Genomic DNA, 15,599 nt, shown 5'->3' with positions numbered 1-15,599 from the left:
AGTTGCTTGATTACATGATGTGAAGAACATGTGCCACAATACCCACTGCGAAGAGTGCAAGGATAATAGTGATTGGAGATACTTTTTTCTTAAGCAAGTACATGCAAAGGAGAGTAAGGAGTAGTCCTGATAGTCCAGGGATCAACATATCCAAGTTTTGTTGGAAAGTAGTAACTTTTTCAGGTGTTTGAGACAATCCTTGTCCTACTTGTGCGAATGCTTCTTGAATACCTTTAGATCCTTCTGGCAATTTATCCCAATGGATATAAGCCTTCTCATCTAGTTGAACTTTGGCAACATCGAAAGCAAATTTAATATTTACCCAACGTTGAACAAGGACAGCAAGAATGAACATACCAAGGATAGAAGCTCCTTTAGTGATGTCTTGAAGGATACCGCCAGACATATCTTTAGTGATTTCTGATCCAGCCTTGTATCCAATCTCTTGTGTATACCACAAGAATGACATACGAATCAAGTTCCAAAGAACGAAGAAGAGGATTGGACCTAAGATATTACCAGTAAGGGCAAGTGAAGCACCGAGTGATCCAAGGATTGGGCGTACTGTAAACCAGAATACTGGGTCACCGATACCAGCAAGAGGTCCCATCATACCGATTTTAACCCCTTGGATAGCAGCGTCATCAATTTCAACACCGTTAGCACGTTCTTCTTCAAGTGCAAGAGTAACCCCCATGATTGGAGCGGCTACGTATGGGTGAGTGTTGAAGAACTCAAGATGGCGTTCAAGAGCAGCGATTTGATCTTCTTTCTTAGTGTAGAGTTTTTTAAGAGCTGGAATTAATGAGTAAGCCCAACCCAAGTTTTGCATACGTTCATAGTTCCAAGAACCTTGTAAGAAAGTTGAACGCCACCAAACTTTTTTACGATCTGATTTAGTTAATTGAAGTTTTTCAGTCATGATGTTTTCAGTCCTTTCTTATCTTAGTAGTCTTCTAGGATATCGCCGATTGGGTCGTTAGAAGTTGCGGCTCCTCCGCCACCATTTCCACCAGTTTTAGAAAGGTGAAGGTAGATAAGAGCGATAGCAACACCGATAGCACCAAATCCGATTAGAGTAATATCTGACACGGCAGCAAGCACGAAACCGATAGCGAAGAATGGCCATACTTCACGAGTTGCCATCATGTTGATAACCATAGCGTAACCAACGGCAACGACCATACCACCACCGATAGCCATACCATCTTTGAGCCAATCAGGCATAGCATTTAGAATGCTTTGTACTGTTTCAGTTGGTACCATTAGAAGGAGTGCTGCTGGGACTGCAATACGAAGACCTTGAAGAAGAAGTGCGACAAAGTGAGCACGTTCAACTGCTTTGAAGTCACCTTTTTTAGCAGAAGCATCAGCAGTGTGAACCAATCCGACAGAGAGTGTACGGACAATCATAGTCAAGAATAGACCAGCAACTGCAAGAGGGATAGCAACCGCTTGGGCAACACCGATACCTGTCTTAGTAAAGTCGCCACCAAGAACCATGATAATGGCAGCAGCAACAGAAGCAAGAGCAGCGTCAGGAGCTACGGCAGCTCCGATGTTAGCCCAACCAAGGGCGATCATTTGAAGAGAACCACCAAGGATAATCCCTGCTTCAAGGTTACCAGTAACAAGACCGATAAGGGTACAAGCTACGATTGGTTGATGGAATTGGAACTGGTCGAGGATACCTTCAAGACCTGCTAGGAAGGCTACAACGACTACTAAAACCATAGAAATAATAGACATCTTTAAAATCCTTTCATAAAATCGATTATTGCACGTTTGCTTTGTTGATCAAGTCAAACAAATCTTTTTTGGTGTCGTTTGGTACTTTACGTACATCAAATTCAACACCAAGGTCACGCATTTTTTCAAATGTAGCAACGTCTTCTTTATCCATAGACAAAACGTTGTTAACCATTGTTTTACCAGTTGAGTGAGCCATTGATCCAACATTAAGAGTTTTGATTGGCACGCCACCTTCGATAGCACGAAGGGCATCTTGAGGTGTTTCAAACAAGATAAGGGCATGTGTTCCTCCGAAGCGAGGATCTTTTGCAACGTCGATTAGTTTTTGGATAGGAACAACATTTGCTTTCACTTTACCTGGAGCTGCTTGTTTAATCAATTCTTTACGTAATTCGTCTTTAGCTACGTTATCTGAAGCAACGATGATACGATCTGCTTTTGAATCTGGAGTCCAAGCAGTTGCAACTTGACCGTGAAGTAAACGAGTGTCTAGACGGGCAAGGTTGATTTTGAGTTTACCGTCTCCGATGACAGTTCCTTCTGGAATAGCAGCTTGGGCAACTGGAGCAGCTGCAGCGCTTGCTACTTCCTCAACTGGGTTTAGCTCTTCTGGAAGAGCTTTGATGCCATCTTTGGCTTCTTTAATGATATTAGCAGCGACTTTTTCTACACCTGCAGCAGCGTCCATGAGGCGCTCTGTGTAGGCTTGAATTAACATCGGTAAGTTCAGTCCTGTGATGATGGCAAACTTACGCTCAGGATTTTCTCCCATCACGCGACTAGCTTGGTTAAATGGAGATCCACTCCAAAGGTCAGCCAAAACTAGAACCTCATCTTCTGCGTCAAATGCAGCAACAGCGTTATTAAACTTAGCGTATAGATCATCAGGACCTTCGTTTGGCATAAAGGTTACAACTTGAACCTTTTCTTGTTCACCAAAGATCATAGATCCTGACTGATGAATACCCGCAGCAAATTCGCCGTGGCTCGCAATAATGATTCCGATACTCATTATTGTCATTCCTCCTTTTTGTTTTAGTTTTCGTTTAAGAAAACTTTAAGACTGTTTAAGTATAAACCGTTTTCATCTAAAAATCAACTATTTATCATAAAATAATTAAAAATATTACATCTGAAAATATTGATATATTGAGTTTTAGAGAAGTTTTTTTGAATCCTTATTAAAAAATTTAATATAAAAAAGTTGGAAGCGCATTCCAACTTTTAAAATAGGTTTCTAATAGATTAGTGGGTGAAGTCGAGTACCATACGTCCTTGGATTTGACCTTTTTCCATTTCGTCGAAAATGGCTACGGCATCTTCTATTGGACGTTTTTGAACAACTGGAACTACTAAACCTTCTGCACCGAATTGGAAGGCTTCTTCCAAGTCTTTACGAGTTCCTACAAGAGAACCGATGACTTGGATTCCATCTAGAACGGTTTTTACGATGCTGAGTTCCATCATTTCAGAAGGAAGGCCGACAGCGACAACGCGACCACCAGCACGAACTGAGTCAACAGCCTGGTTGAAGGCAACTTTAGACACAGCAGTTACGACAGCTGAATGAGCTCCACCATCTGTTTTTTCCTTGATGAGTCCAGGTACATCTTTAACTTCTAGGCCGTTAATAACAATGTCAGCACCTACTTCTTTTGCAAGGGCAAGTTTGTCGTTATTGATATCAACTGCGATGACATGAGCATTGAATACTTTTTTAGCGTATTGAACAGCTAGGTTACCAAGTCCACCAGCGCCGTAAAGAACAACCCATTGGCCTGGTTCAACTTTGGCTTCTTTAATGGCTTTATAGGTTGTTACACCAGCACATGTGATAGAAGAGGCTTGGGCTGGATCAAGTCCGTCAGGAACTTTGACAGCATAGTCTGCAGTTACGATACATTGTTCAGCCATACCTCCGTCTACTGAGTAGCCGGCATTTTTCACTGTACGGCAAAGAGTTTCACGGCCAGTTGTACAGTATTCGCAAGTACCACATCCTTCAAAGAACCAAGCAACGCTGACGCGGTCGCCAACTTTAAGGCTTTTTACATCTGGGGCAATTTCTTTGACGATACCAACACCTTCGTGACCTAGGACACGTCCTGGTACTTGACCAAAGTCACCATGGGCAACGTGGAGGTCAGTGTGGCAAACACCACAGTATTCAATTTCTACAAGTGCTTCCCCAGTTTCAAGTGGACGGAGTACTTTTTCTTCAACAGCAACACCAGTGCTTTCTGGATTTACAACAACAGCTTTCATAGCTATCCTCCTTGATATTGACCGAGAACAGGGATAACGGGACTGGATTGATTTTGTGTCAACAGAGTCGAGTATGACGAGCTCTCTTGTATTTATATGTAAAGTATATCACAAAAGAAAGCCTTTTCCAAGGTTTTGGAAGTAAAAAATAGAATAATCGATTAACTGGTTGATGAGACTGTGAAAAGAGCACAAAGACCAGCTCGCAAGCTGGTCAGTATGGATTATAAGAATAAGTCTTGCAGGGTTTTTGCAACCCCATCTTGGTCATTGGTCAGGGCAATTTGCTCATCCGCATAAGGGAGTAGCTCTGGGTTGGCATTTTTCATTGCATAACCTTTCCCAGCAAAAGCGAGCATTTCGGTATCATTGTGTTCGTCTCCAAAGGCAATCAAATCCTTTTTATCACGGTTCATTACCTTGAGCAAGTAGTCCAAAGCAAAGGCCTTGTTGACACCTTTTGGGGTACACTCAAGGATATTGAGCGGCCCTCCCCAGGTATTAATAGAAAGTTGATGCTGGTAGAAGGCGTTCATTTCTTTTGCCAAGGCATATTTGTCACTGGCTCTGGTCTGTAAAAGAATACAGTTAGGATCCTTGGTTACCAACTCAGGATGAAATTGATCTTCAGGATGGAAAGCTTCTACGCCAAATAGTTTGGGATTGGCAATTTCTTCATTAGGATTTGTAATGTAGAATTTTTTACGATATTCTCCAGCGATAAAATCGGCTTGAATGTCCTCTGAACGTTGAACCATGTCTAGCAGATATTTTTTGTCTACCGTCAAACACTTTTCAAAGTCCCAAACCTGGTCTGGTAAATGAGTGAGGGAGCCGTTGAAATTAATCATAGGAGTGTCTAAGCCAAGCTCGCGGTAAAAATCTTTTGACATACGGTAAGGGCGACCTGTCGTAATAATAACCTGATGGCCTTTTTCAGTAACTTTTTTTATAGTTTCTTTGGTAAAGTCAGAAATTTGACTGTCTGAGTTGAGTAGGGTTCCATCCAGGTCAACTGCAATAATTTTTTTCGTCATAGGGACCTTTCTAGTGTCTTTTCAGATAAGATGTCTTCTATTATAACAAAAAGCAGGCAGAAAAGCAGATTCCAAACAAAAAATGAAATTCCATCAATTTCTTAAATAAATCAAACAAAGATATTGAAAAAGTGAATGATAAATGATATAATTCTATTATTGTTCGTAAAAATTAAAAGGAGATTGATAATGGACAAATTATTTAAACTAAAAGAGAACGGTACAGACGTTCGTACGGAGGTTCTCGCTGGTTTAACAACTTTCTTTGCAATGAGTTATATTCTCTTTGTAAACCCACAAATTCTTTCGCAAACAGGAATGCCTGCTCAGGGTGTATTCCTCGCAACAATTATCGGTGCAGTTGCTGGTACCCTGATGATGGCCTTCTACGCCAACTTACCTTATGCTCAAGCACCAGGTATGGGTCTTAACGCCTTCTTTACATTTACAGTTGTATTCGGGCTTGGTTATTCATGGCAAGAAGCCTTGGCTATGGTCTTCATCTGTGGAATTATCTCATTGATTATTACCTTGACAAATGTTCGTAAAATGATCATTGAATCGATTCCAAATGCCCTTCGCTCAGCTATTTCAGCTGGTATCGGTGTTTTTCTTGCCTACGTGGGAATTAAGAATGCTGGACTTTTGAAATTTACGATTGATCCAGGAAACTATACGGTTGTAGGAGAAGGGGCTGACAAAGCTCAAGCAACGATTGCAGCAAACTCTTCAGCAGTTCCAGGATTGGTCAGCTTTAATAATCCAGCTGTTTTGGTGGCTCTTGCAGGACTTGCTATTACGATCTTCTTTGTTATCAAAGGGATTAAAGGGGGAATTATTCTCTCTATCTTGACAACAACTGTTCTTGCTATTGCAGTTGGTTTGGTAGATTTGTCTAGTATCGATTTTGCTAACAACCATGTTGGTGCAGCCTTTGAAGACTTGAAGACAGTCTTTGGTGCGGCTCTTGGTTCAGAAGGTTTGGGAGCTTTGATTTCAGATACAGCTCGCTTGCCTGAAACTCTGATGGCTATTCTTGCCTTCTCGTTGACAGATATTTTTGATACAATTGGTACTTTGATCGGTACTGGTGAAAAAGTTGGTATCGTAGCGACAAATGGTGAAAATCACCAATCAGCTAAGTTGGACAAGGCTCTTTACTCTGACTTGATTGGTACTTCAATTGGTGCCATCGCTGGTACTTCGAACGTAACGACTTATGTTGAGTCTGCTGCTGGTATCGGTGCAGGTGGACGTACTGGTTTGACAGCCTTGGTCGTGGCAATCTGTTTTGCGATCTCAAGCTTCTTTAGCCCACTTCTAGCGATTGTACCAACAGCCGCTACAGCTCCAATCTTGATTATCGTTGGGATTATGATGTTGGCTAGCTTGAAAAATATCCATTGGGATGATATGTCTGAAGCGGTTCCTGCTTTCTTCACATCTATCTTTATGGGATTCAGCTACTCTATCACTCAAGGGATTGCAGTTGGTTTCTTGACTTACACTTTGACTAAGCTTGTTAAAGGTCAAGCTAAAGATGTTCATGTCATGATTTGGATTTTGGATGCCTTGTTTATCCTTAACTACATCAGCATGGCCTTATAATAGGATAACCCAGGGGGATTTTCCCCCTTTTTTAATACAAAGGAGATAGGTGATGAAAGAGAAAAATATGTGGAAAGAATTATTGAATCGTGCAGGTTGGCTGTTAATCTTTTTTCTGGCGACAATTTTATATCAGATTCCTATAGGGGTTACTGCTATTTTAACTTTAAATGCAGTACCACTGTTGCAGTCAGGACTGATAGTTTCTGGTATTTCGATTGTGATTCTGGTGCTGTTTATTATTGGAGCTCGTAAAACGCAGTTAGCAAGTTTTAATTTTTCTTTTTTTAGAGCGAAGGATTTGGCACGTTTGGGATTAAGTTATTTAGTCATTATCTGTTCAAATATACTTGGTTCCATTTTATTGCAACTATCAAATGAGACGACAACAGGGAATCAGTCTCAGATTAACGACATGGTTCAGAATAGTTCTCTGATTTCCAGTTTCTTCTTGTTGGCCTTGCTTGCTCCAATTTGTGAGGAAATCTTGTGCCGTGGGATTGTTCCTAAAAAGATTTTCCGAGGAAAAGAGAACTTGGGATTTATAGTCGGTACGATTGTGTTTGCTTTATTGCATCAACCAAGTAATTTACCTTCTTTATTGATTTATGGAGGTATGTCGATCGTTCTGTCTTGGACGGCTTACAAGACCCAACGTTTGGAAATGTCTATCTTACTTCACATGATTGTGAATGGGGTTGCTTTCTGTTTGCTGGCTCTCGTGGTGATTTTGAGTCGGACATTAGGGATTTCTGTTTAAGATTTTTGACAATTGCTTACTTGTTTCTACTGGGAAAAAGATGAATGCAATCGTGTCCATCTTTTTCTTTTTATGGTAAAATAGAGAAATGATATGATGAAAAGCCTTGAGGGAGTGACCGATATGTCAAGTAAAGCCAATCATGCAAAGACAGCTATTTGCGGAATTATCAATGTAACCCCAGACTCCTTTTCGGACGGTGGTCAATTTTTTGCTCTTGAGCAAGCACTCCAGCAGGCTCGTAAATTGATAGCAGAAGGTGCTAGTATGCTAGATATCGGCGGAGAATCGACTCGGCCGGGAAGCAGCTATGTTGAGATAGAAGAGGAAATCCAGCGTGTTGTTCCAGTGATCAAAGCGATTCGCAAGGAAAGTGATGTCCTTATCTCTATTGATACTTGGAAGAGTCAGGTAGCAGAGGCTGCTTTGGCTGCTGGTGCCAATCTAGTCAATGATATCACTGGTTTCATGGGTGATGAAAAAATGGCCCATGTGGTTGCAAATGCTGGAGCGAAAGTAGTCATTATGTTTAATCCAGTCATGGCGCGACCTCAGCACCCTAGCTCGCTTATATTTCCTCATTTTGGTTTTGGACAAGCTTTTACAGAGGAAGAGTTAGCTGACTTTGAAACATTGCCAATCGAAGACTTGATGGAGGCTTTCTTTGACAGAGCCTTAGCGAGAGCGAATCAAGCTGGAATCGCACAAGAAAATATCCTGTTGGATCCAGGAATTGGCTTTGGTCTGACCAAGAAAGAAAATCTACTTCTTTTACGGGATCTGGATAAACTACATCAGAAAGGCTATCCAATCTTTCTCGGAGTGTCGCGCAAGCGGTTTGTCATCAATATTCTTGAAGAAAATGGTTTTGAAGTCAATCCTGAGACAGAACTTGGTTTCCGCAATCGAGATACAGCTTCGGCTCATGTAACTAGTATTGCTTCAAGACAGGGTGTAGAAGTGGTGCGCGTGCATGACGTAGCTAGTCACAAGATGGCAGTTGAAATTGCCTCCGCTATTCGTCTGGCTGATGAAGCGGAAAATCTAGATTTAAAACAATACAAATAAGATGAAAGAAATTGAAAATAATCAGTGGATTGCCAACTACCGGACCGACGAACCGCATTTTGGCTTGGAACGCATGGTGGAACTATTAGCTTTGCGTGGAAATCCCCATCTCAAACTCAAGGTCATCCATATCGGAGGGACCAATGGCAAGGGTTCTACCATTGCTTTTTTGAAAAATATGCTGGAAAAGCTAGGGCTGAGAGTTGGCGTGTTTAGCTCACCCTATCTCATTCACTACACAGACCAGATTAGCATCAATGGGGAATCTATCCCAGAGGCTAGACTAGAAGCCCTCATGGCAGACTATCAGTCTTTGTTGGAAGGGGAATCGGCTACCAATTTGCAGGGGACAACTGAGTTTGAAATAATTACAGCTATAGCCTATGATTACTTTGCCTCAGAGCAAGTAGATGTGGCTATCATGGAAGTCGGCATGGGTGGGCTTTTAGATAGTACCAATGTCTGCCAGCCAATTTTAACAGGAATTACGACCATTGGATTGGACCATGTAGCCCTACTTGGTGACACCTTGGAAGCCATAGCAGAGCAGAAAGCTGGTATTATCAAACAAGGTATTCCCTTGGTGACAGGTCGTATTGCTCCAGAAGCTTTGGCTGTGATTGACCGCATTGCGGAAGGGAAAGATGCGCCGAGATTTGCCTACGGGACAGATTATCAGGTCCGCCATCAAAAGAGTATGGTTACAGGCGAAGTCTTTGACTATACAAGTGTTGTCAGACAAGGTCGCTTCCAAACTGGCCTGTTGGGTTTGCACCAGATAGAGAATGCTGGGATGGCCATAGCTTTACTTGATAATTTTTGTCAAGAAGATGGTCGAGAACTAGCAAGCAATCACGTGCTTGCTCAAGCCTTGGAAGAAACAAGTTGGCCAGGGCGTTTGGAAATCGTGTCAAGAGAACCCTTGATGATTTTGGATGGGGCCCACAATCCCCATGCTATCAAGGCTTTATTAGCAACTTTGCAAGAACGCTTTGCGGATTATCGTAAGGAAATCCTCTTTACTTGCATCAAAACCAAGGCCTTGGAGGATATGTTGGACTTGTTGGAGCAAATCCCAGATACCGAGCTTACTCTGACACATTTTGACGATAGTCGGGCGACTGATGAAAGCGTGCTGGAAGAGGCAGCTAAGTCTAGAAATCTCAGCTACCAAGGTTGGCAGGATTTTCTAGAGCAGAAATTGACAGATAAAAAAGAAGAGAAACAAACAGTTAGGATTGTCACGGGTTCCTTGTATTTCTTGAGCCAAGTGAGAGCCTATCTGATGGAGAGGAAAAACGAAAATGGATACACAAAAGATTGAAGCAGCTGTAAAAATGATTATCGAGGCCGTCGGAGAGGACGCTAACCGCGAGGGCTTGCAGGAAACACCTGCTCGTGTGGCTCGTATGTACCAAGAGATTTTTTCAGGTCTTGGTCAAACAGCGGAGGAACATTTGTCAAAATCCTTTGAGATTATCGACGATAATATGGTGGTAGAAAAGGATATCTTTTTCCATACCATGTGTGAACACCACTTCTTGCCATTTTATGGTAGAGCACATATTGCCTACATTCCAGATGGTCGTGTGGCAGGTTTGTCTAAGCTAGCCCGTACGGTTGAAGTTTATTCGAAAAAACCACAAATTCAAGAACGTTTGAATATCGAAGTGGCCGATGCCTTGATGGAGTATCTAGGTGCTAAAGGAGCCTTTGTTGTCATTGAGGCGGAACATATGTGTATGAGCATGCGAGGTGTCAGAAAACCAGGCACAGCAACCTTGACGACAGTAGCTCGTGGTCTATTTGAAACAGATAAGGACCTCCGAGACCAGGCTTATCGTTTAATGGGACTATAATACTCTTCGAATAATGGGACTATAATACTCTTCGAAAATCAAATTCAAACCACGTCAGCTTCCATCTGCAACCTCAAAACAGTGTTTTGAGCAGCCTGTGGCTAGCTTCCTAGTTTGCATTTTGATTTTCATTGAGTATAAAAAAAATCCGCTTGAATCGGATTTTTCTAGAAAGGAATCATTATGGATCAACTGCAGATTAAGGATTTGGAAATTTTTGCCTATCATGGTCTTTTTCCTAGTGAGAAAGAATTAGGGCAAAAGTTTGTTATTTCCGCAATCCTATCCTATGATATGACCAAGTCAGCGACAGACTTGGATTTAACAGCCTCTGTCCATTACGGAGAACTGTGTCAGCAGTGGACGACTTGGTTTCAGGAGAGCACTGAAGATTTGATTGAAACGGTAGCCTACAAACTGGTAGAACGTACTTTTGAGGCTTATCCTCTTGTCCAAGAAATAAAGCTGGAACTGAAAAAGCCTTGGGCACCAGTGCATTTGCCACTAGATACTTGCTCGGTAACCATTCATCGCCGCAAGCAACGGGCCTTTATCGCCCTAGGAAGCAATATGGGAGATAAACAAGCAAATTTGAAACAAGCCATTGAGAAAATGCGAGCTCGAGGTATCCATATTCTCAAAGAGTCCAGTGTCTTGACGACGGAGCCTTGGGGTGGTGTGGAGCAAGATAGCTTTGCTAATCAAGTGGTTGAGGTGGAAACCTGGTTGCCGGCCCCAGTTCTATTAGAGAACTTGTTAGCCATTGAGTCAGAGATGGGACGGGTGAGAGAAGTACATTGGGGGCCTCGTTTGATTGATTTGGACTTGCTCTTTGTGGAGGACCAGGTCCTTTATACAGATGACCTTATTTTGCCCCATCCTTACATAGCGGAACGCCTTTTTGTTCTTGAGTCTCTACAAGAAATTGCGCCTCATTTTATCCATCCTACCTTAAAGCAACCGATCCGCAACTTGTATAATGCTTTGAAACAATAGAAAAAACTCTAGTTTTCAGTCGCTTGTAACTGAAGGCTAGAGTTTTTAAAATAGGTCATTTTCTTCTGGGAGGAGGATAGTTTCTCTACCGTCCATATCTAAAACCAGGACTCTCGGGGGATAAAGAGGGTCAAAGGGATGGTTAAAATCAAAATCAATGGCTGTAGGGAGGTGTTGACTTGAGAAGTGGAAGGTAATTTTTCCTTGGTTATTAAGCAATTGAAACTCAAGTTCTTCTTCCAATTCAAAGACATTTTTTAAGAAATGGTCGATGATATACCAAAATGAGTCAATAACGTCATCAGGCAAGCTGGTAACAATGCCAAAACTAGCTGACCGCATGTGGGTATTGGTAAAAGCCATATTTCTTCCCCCTTTCTTTTCCCTTATCATACAGCAAATAGGATTAAAAATCAAGAAAAGGTGATTTTTTCTTCATAAACATAGCTTCCTATGAAATTTTTTCAAATAATCTTCAAAAAACGCTTGAAAGTGTTTACAAATAGTGATAAAATGGAATAAGTGGAATCATGAAAACGAAATTTTCATACCGTCTCTTTTTTTGGAGTCTCGTGAGGTATGATATAGAAAGGAAATGGAATGAATACAGACGATACAGTAACGATTTATGATGTCGCCCGTGAAGCAGGAGTTTCAATGGCGACGGTTAGCCGTGTAGTCAATGGCAATAAGAATGTAAAAGAGAATACTCGTAAAAAAGTGCTTGAGGTGATTGATCGTTTGGATTACCGTCCAAATGCTGTGGCGCGTGGTCTTGCAAGTAAAAAGACAACCACTGTCGGTGTGGTGATCCCAAATATTACCAATGGCTATTTCTCAACGCTTGCTAAAGGGATTGATGATATCGCTGAAATGTACAAGTATAATATCGTTCTTGCTAATAGTGATGAGGATGATGATAAGGAAGTTTCAGTTGTCAATACCCTGTTTTCTAAGCAAGTGGATGGTATCATCTTTATGGGGTACCACTTGACTGAAAAAATTCGTTCAGAGTTTTCTCGTTCTCGAACACCAGTTGTTCTTGCAGGAACTGTGGATGTAGAACACCAACTTCCAAGTGTTAATATTGACTACAAACAAGCTACGATTGATGCAGTGACCTACCTTGCTAAAGAAAATGAGCGCATTGCTTTCGTAAGCGGTCCACTAGTGGATGATATCAATGGTAAGGTTCGTTTGGTTGGCTACAAGGAAGCCTTGAAAAAAGCAGGTATTTCTTATAGCGAAGGATTGGTATTTGAGTCTAAATACACTTATGAAGATGGTTATGCCTTGGCAGAACGCTTGATTTCATCAAACGCAACTGCAGCAGTTGTAACAGGTGATGAGCTGGCAGCAGGTGTCTTGAACGGCCTTGCTGATAAGGGTGTATCAGTACCAGAAGAATTTGAAATCATTACTAGTGATGATTCACAAATCTCACGCTTTACCCGTCCAAACTTGACAACTATTGCCCAACCTCTTTATGACCTTGGGGCCATCAGTATGCGTATGTTGACCAAGATTATGCACAAGGAAGAGTTGGAAGAACGTGAAGTTCTCTTACCTCATGGTTTGACAGAACGTCGCTCAACACGAAAACGGAAATAGAAAAAATCAGGGAATCGTGCAGATTTCCTGATTTTGCTTTCTGGAGAAGAGACTTACCCTTCCATATAGTCTTTCAAAGCCTGTCCTCTTAGTCCGGCATTGAGGGCAATGAGGAGTTTCAAACGGGCTTTTTGGGCATTGAGTTCTTTAACAAAGAAAACGCCTGATTTTTGCAACTGTACGCCTCCACCTTGGTAGGCATAAACAGGTTCCGCTATACCGTTAAAGCATCGTGAAACCAGAGCGACTGGGATTCCTTTTTGCAGAAGGCTTTCTAACTTTTCAGCCGTTTCTTTAGGAATATTACCAGCTCCGAAGGCTTGGATAATCAAGCCGTCCAATTGTTCCAAATCCAGCATATCAATCAGCTCATCTGTCATACCTGCATAAGCCGAGATGATAGGGACTAAGCCTTGTATGTGATCAAGGTCAAAGCGAACACGAGGTTCAGCTGTTTTGAAGTAGAGGATTTCCCGCTTCGTAATCAGACCAAGTGGCCCATGTGTTGGGGTTTGGAAGGTGCCGACGTTGGTCGTATGCGTTTTGGTAACATACTTGGCAGCATGAATTTCATCGTTCATAACAACCAAAACCCCTTTGTCAGCAGCCCTGTCATCGCTAGCCACCCGTAAAGCACTCAGATAGTTATAAACACCGTCGCTGCCGAGTTCGTTAGAGCTACGCATGGCCCCTGTTAGAACGATAGGCATATGGGGAACTTCCATGGTATCAAGGAAATAGGCTGTTTCCTCTAAAGTATCGGTCCCGTGTGTGATTACCACTCCATCGTAGTTAGCAGCTTCCTCTTTAATTTTCTGGTAGAGGGCTAGCATATGCTTGGGTTTGATATGGGGGCTTGGCAGGTTAAAAAAGTCTAAGGCGTGGACTTGGATTCCTTCAAGTGGGTTGGACACATGGTTCATGGGATTATCTGAACTCGTCACAACAGCGCCAGAAGCATCGGCCTGCATGGAAATAGTTCCACCCGTATGTAAAACAAGGATTTTCTTAGGCATGATTTACTCACTCTTTCTGAAATGTGGTATAATCATTGTATCACAAAAGGGGAGATTGGGATAGGATGGAAGTCAAAGCTGTTTTTTTTGATATCGATGGAACCTTGGTCAACGATCACAAGAGTGTTTTGAAATCCACTAAGGACGCGATTAAGATTGTCAAAGAACAAGGGGTGCTTGTCGGTGTAGCGACAGGACGAGGACCTTTTTTTGTTAAGGAATTGATGGACGATTTGGATCTGGACTTTGCGGTAACCTACAATGGCCAGTATATCTTTACTAAAGACAGAGTCTTGTTCACGAGCCCAATTTCCAAGTTACATTTGCGCCAGTTAATCAGTTATGCTAAAAAAGAGGGCAAGGAGATTGCTCTAGGGACCAAGGATGCCATGTTGGGTTCCAAAATCATGTCTTTTGGTCTGGGTTCTTTTTCCCAACGAATCAGTCGCTTCGTTCCCTCAGTTTTAACTCGGACAGTGAGTCATTCCTTTAATCGTATGGTCAGCAAGGTTGTTCCCCAAAAGGAAGAAGACCTGCTTGATCTGATGAATCAGCCTATCTACCAAGTTTTGATGCTGATGACGCCAGAAGAATCTGAGAAGGCAGCAGCTGATTTTGAAGACTTGAAATTGACACGTAGCAATCCTTTTGCAGCGGATGTTATCAATCAAGGAAACTCTAAGTTGGAAGGCATTCGACGAGTTGGGAAAGAATATGGTTTTGACCTCAACCAAGTGATGGCCTTTGGTGATTCGGATAACGACCTTGAAATGCTGGCTGGTGTCGGTATGTCAGTTGCTATGGGAAATGGTAGTAGCAGTGTCAAGGAAGTTGCCAAACACATCACCACCAGCAATCAGCAAGACGGAATCCACAAGGCCTTGGAACATTTTGGTGTTTTGGCTTCAGAAAAAGTCTTTGTCAGCCGTGACTATCATTTCAATAAGGTCAAGACCTTCCACCACATGATGGATGAACGAACCCAAGAAGAACCTCGAGCTTGGGATTTAGAAGGTGCAACCCACAGGGCTGGCTTTAAAATAGAAGAATTGGTGGAGTTTGTTCGAGCTGCCAGTCCTTCTGAAGAGGACTTTGGTCAAGCTCTATCGCAACTTCATCAGGCTCTTGATAAGGCAGCAGAGAAAGTAGCCAAGAAGACACCTGCCCAGCAAGATTTGGTAGGGCAGGTGGATGCCCTGATTGACACGCTTTATTTTACCTATGGTAGCTTTGTTTTGATGGGGGTGGACCCAGAACGTATTTTTGATATCGTCCATCAGGCCAATATGGGGAAAATTTTTCCAGATGGCAAGGCTCATTTTGATCCAGTGACCCATAAAATCTTAAAACCAGATGATTGGGAAGAAAAATATGCTCCAGAACCTGCTATTAAAAAGGAACTGCAGCGCCAGCTCAAGGCTTATGAACGCCATAAAGAGAGAAATAATACTCAATGAAAATCAAAGAGCAAACTAGGAAACTAGCCGCAGGCTGCTCAAAACACTGCTTTGAGGTTGTAGATAGAACTGACGAAGTCAGCTCAAAACACTGTTTTGAGGTTGCAGATAGAACTGACGAAGTCAGTAACATATATACGGCAAGGCGACGTTGACGTTAGTATAAATAG

General features: G+C 42.2%; 15 protein-coding genes. 8 read left to right on the top strand and 7 right to left on the bottom strand.

Annotation, left to right across the window (positions count from 1 at the left end):
• Positions 1-10 precede the first annotated feature (10 nt).
• From O3664_RS08085 to O3664_RS08065, 5 genes are all read right to left on the bottom strand, one after another.
• Entirely contained in the window at positions 11-922 is a 912-nt protein-coding gene (locus O3664_RS08085; RefSeq protein ID WP_000136864.1) for a PTS system mannose/fructose/sorbose family transporter subunit IID, read from the bottom strand.
• A gap of 23 nt (positions 923-945) precedes the next feature.
• Positions 946-1,749 carry a PTS mannose/fructose/sorbose transporter subunit IIC gene (locus O3664_RS08080; RefSeq protein WP_000022716.1) on the bottom strand — a complete coding sequence of 268 codons (804 nt, stop codon included), beginning with the start codon at positions 1,747-1,749 and terminating at the stop codon, positions 946-948.
• Positions 1,750-1,774: 25 nt separating this feature from the next.
• Positions 1,775-2,764: a PTS sugar transporter subunit IIB gene (locus tag O3664_RS08075; protein WP_004258131.1), complete on the bottom strand. Its 990-nt coding sequence runs from the start codon at positions 2,762-2,764 to the stop codon at positions 1,775-1,777.
• 233 nt (positions 2,765-2,997) lie between these two features.
• Positions 2,998-4,017: an alcohol dehydrogenase AdhP gene (adhP, locus tag O3664_RS08070; protein ID WP_261100893.1), complete on the bottom strand. Its 1,020-nt coding sequence runs from the start codon at positions 4,015-4,017 to the stop codon at positions 2,998-3,000.
• 224 nt (positions 4,018-4,241) lie between these two features.
• Positions 4,242-5,054 (bottom strand): Cof-type HAD-IIB family hydrolase, encoded by an 813-nt coding sequence (locus tag O3664_RS08065; RefSeq protein ID WP_265493922.1) that lies wholly within the window; start codon positions 5,052-5,054, stop codon positions 4,242-4,244.
• 189 nt (positions 5,055-5,243) lie between these two features.
• Here O3664_RS08065 and O3664_RS08060 point away from each other — a divergent pair, with 189 nt between their 5' ends.
• The 6 genes from O3664_RS08060 to folK all read left to right on the top strand — a co-directional run bounded on the left by O3664_RS08060 (position 5,244) and on the right by folK (position 11,345).
• Positions 5,244-6,662: an NCS2 family permease gene (locus tag O3664_RS08060; RefSeq protein WP_000359286.1), complete on the top strand. Its 1,419-nt coding sequence runs from the start codon at positions 5,244-5,246 to the stop codon at positions 6,660-6,662.
• Between the two features lie 52 nt (positions 6,663-6,714).
• Entirely contained in the window at positions 6,715-7,422 is a 708-nt protein-coding gene (locus O3664_RS08055) for a CPBP family intramembrane glutamic endopeptidase (protein WP_049551195.1), read from the top strand.
• A gap of 93 nt (positions 7,423-7,515) precedes the next feature.
• The gene (gene folP / locus O3664_RS08050) at positions 7,516-8,490 is read left to right on the top strand and encodes a dihydropteroate synthase (protein WP_371613874.1); all 975 of its coding nucleotides are present in this window, start codon (positions 7,516-7,518) and stop codon (positions 8,488-8,490) included.
• Position 8,491: 1 nt separating this feature from the next.
• Positions 8,492-9,814, top strand: a complete 1,323-nt coding sequence (locus O3664_RS08045; protein WP_084926984.1) for a folylpolyglutamate synthase/dihydrofolate synthase family protein — start codon at positions 8,492-8,494, stop codon at positions 9,812-9,814.
• The gene (folE, locus tag O3664_RS08040) at positions 9,795-10,349 is read left to right on the top strand and encodes a GTP cyclohydrolase I FolE (protein WP_000380917.1); all 555 of its coding nucleotides are present in this window, start codon (positions 9,795-9,797) and stop codon (positions 10,347-10,349) included. Before O3664_RS08045 ends, folE begins: the two co-directional genes overlap by 20 nt.
• Positions 10,350-10,532: 183 nt before the next feature.
• Positions 10,533-11,345, top strand: a complete 813-nt coding sequence (gene folK, locus O3664_RS08035; protein ID WP_004255793.1) for a 2-amino-4-hydroxy-6-hydroxymethyldihydropteridine diphosphokinase — start codon at positions 10,533-10,535, stop codon at positions 11,343-11,345.
• 45 nt (positions 11,346-11,390) lie between these two features.
• Here folK and O3664_RS08030 read toward each other — a convergent pair whose 3' ends face one another.
• The gene (locus O3664_RS08030) at positions 11,391-11,708 is read right to left on the bottom strand and encodes a DUF960 domain-containing protein (RefSeq protein ID WP_000886035.1); all 318 of its coding nucleotides are present in this window, start codon (positions 11,706-11,708) and stop codon (positions 11,391-11,393) included.
• A gap of 237 nt (positions 11,709-11,945) precedes the next feature.
• Here O3664_RS08030 and ccpA point away from each other — a divergent pair, with 237 nt between their 5' ends.
• Positions 11,946-12,956, top strand: coding sequence for a catabolite control protein A (gene ccpA, locus O3664_RS08025; RefSeq protein WP_001090627.1), 1,011 nt, complete (start codon positions 11,946-11,948; stop codon positions 12,954-12,956).
• Between the two features lie 53 nt (positions 12,957-13,009).
• Here the strand turns inward: ccpA and O3664_RS08020 are convergent, their stop codons facing one another.
• Positions 13,010-13,972: an asparaginase gene (locus O3664_RS08020; protein ID WP_033684733.1), complete on the bottom strand. Its 963-nt coding sequence runs from the start codon at positions 13,970-13,972 to the stop codon at positions 13,010-13,012.
• Positions 13,973-14,037: 65 nt separating this feature from the next.
• Between O3664_RS08020 and O3664_RS08015 the strand changes: the two genes are divergently transcribed.
• Positions 14,038-15,429: a Cof-type HAD-IIB family hydrolase gene (locus tag O3664_RS08015; RefSeq protein ID WP_020903076.1), complete on the top strand. Its 1,392-nt coding sequence runs from the start codon at positions 14,038-14,040 to the stop codon at positions 15,427-15,429.
• The last annotated feature ends 170 nt before the right edge of the window (positions 15,430-15,599 follow it).

The organism is Streptococcus sp. 27098_8_109 (genome assembly GCF_041432295.1).
GTDB lineage: Bacteria > Bacillota > Bacilli > Lactobacillales > Streptococcaceae > Streptococcus.
This window is presented reverse-complemented; position numbering and strand designations above follow the sequence as displayed.

Coding starts and splice junctions, on each gene's coding strand:
- O3664_RS08085 (WP_000136864.1), bottom strand. CDS start 922: ATGACTGAAAAACTTCAATTAACTAAATCAGATCGTAAAAAAGTTTGG.
- O3664_RS08080 (WP_000022716.1), bottom strand. CDS start 1,749: ATGTCTATTATTTCTATGGTTTTAGTAGTCGTTGTAGCCTTCCTAGCA.
- O3664_RS08075 (WP_004258131.1), bottom strand. CDS start 2,764: ATGAGTATCGGAATCATTATTGCGAGCCACGGCGAATTTGCTGCGGGT.
- adhP (WP_261100893.1), bottom strand. CDS start 4,017: ATGAAAGCTGTTGTTGTAAATCCAGAAAGCACTGGTGTTGCTGTTGAA.
- O3664_RS08065 (WP_265493922.1), bottom strand. CDS start 5,054: ATGACGAAAAAAATTATTGCAGTTGACCTGGATGGAACCCTACTCAAC.
- O3664_RS08060 (WP_000359286.1), top strand. CDS start 5,244: ATGGACAAATTATTTAAACTAAAAGAGAACGGTACAGACGTTCGTACG.
- O3664_RS08055 (WP_049551195.1), top strand. CDS start 6,715: ATGAAAGAGAAAAATATGTGGAAAGAATTATTGAATCGTGCAGGTTGG.
- folP (WP_371613874.1), top strand. CDS start 7,516: ATGATGAAAAGCCTTGAGGGAGTGACCGATATGTCAAGTAAAGCCAAT.
- O3664_RS08045 (WP_084926984.1), top strand. CDS start 8,492: ATGAAAGAAATTGAAAATAATCAGTGGATTGCCAACTACCGGACCGAC.
- folE (WP_000380917.1), top strand. CDS start 9,795: ATGGATACACAAAAGATTGAAGCAGCTGTAAAAATGATTATCGAGGCC.
- folK (WP_004255793.1), top strand. CDS start 10,533: ATGGATCAACTGCAGATTAAGGATTTGGAAATTTTTGCCTATCATGGT.
- O3664_RS08030 (WP_000886035.1), bottom strand. CDS start 11,708: ATGGCTTTTACCAATACCCACATGCGGTCAGCTAGTTTTGGCATTGTT.
- ccpA (WP_001090627.1), top strand. CDS start 11,946: ATGAATACAGACGATACAGTAACGATTTATGATGTCGCCCGTGAAGCA.
- O3664_RS08020 (WP_033684733.1), bottom strand. CDS start 13,972: ATGCCTAAGAAAATCCTTGTTTTACATACGGGTGGAACTATTTCCATG.
- O3664_RS08015 (WP_020903076.1), top strand. CDS start 14,038: ATGGAAGTCAAAGCTGTTTTTTTTGATATCGATGGAACCTTGGTCAAC.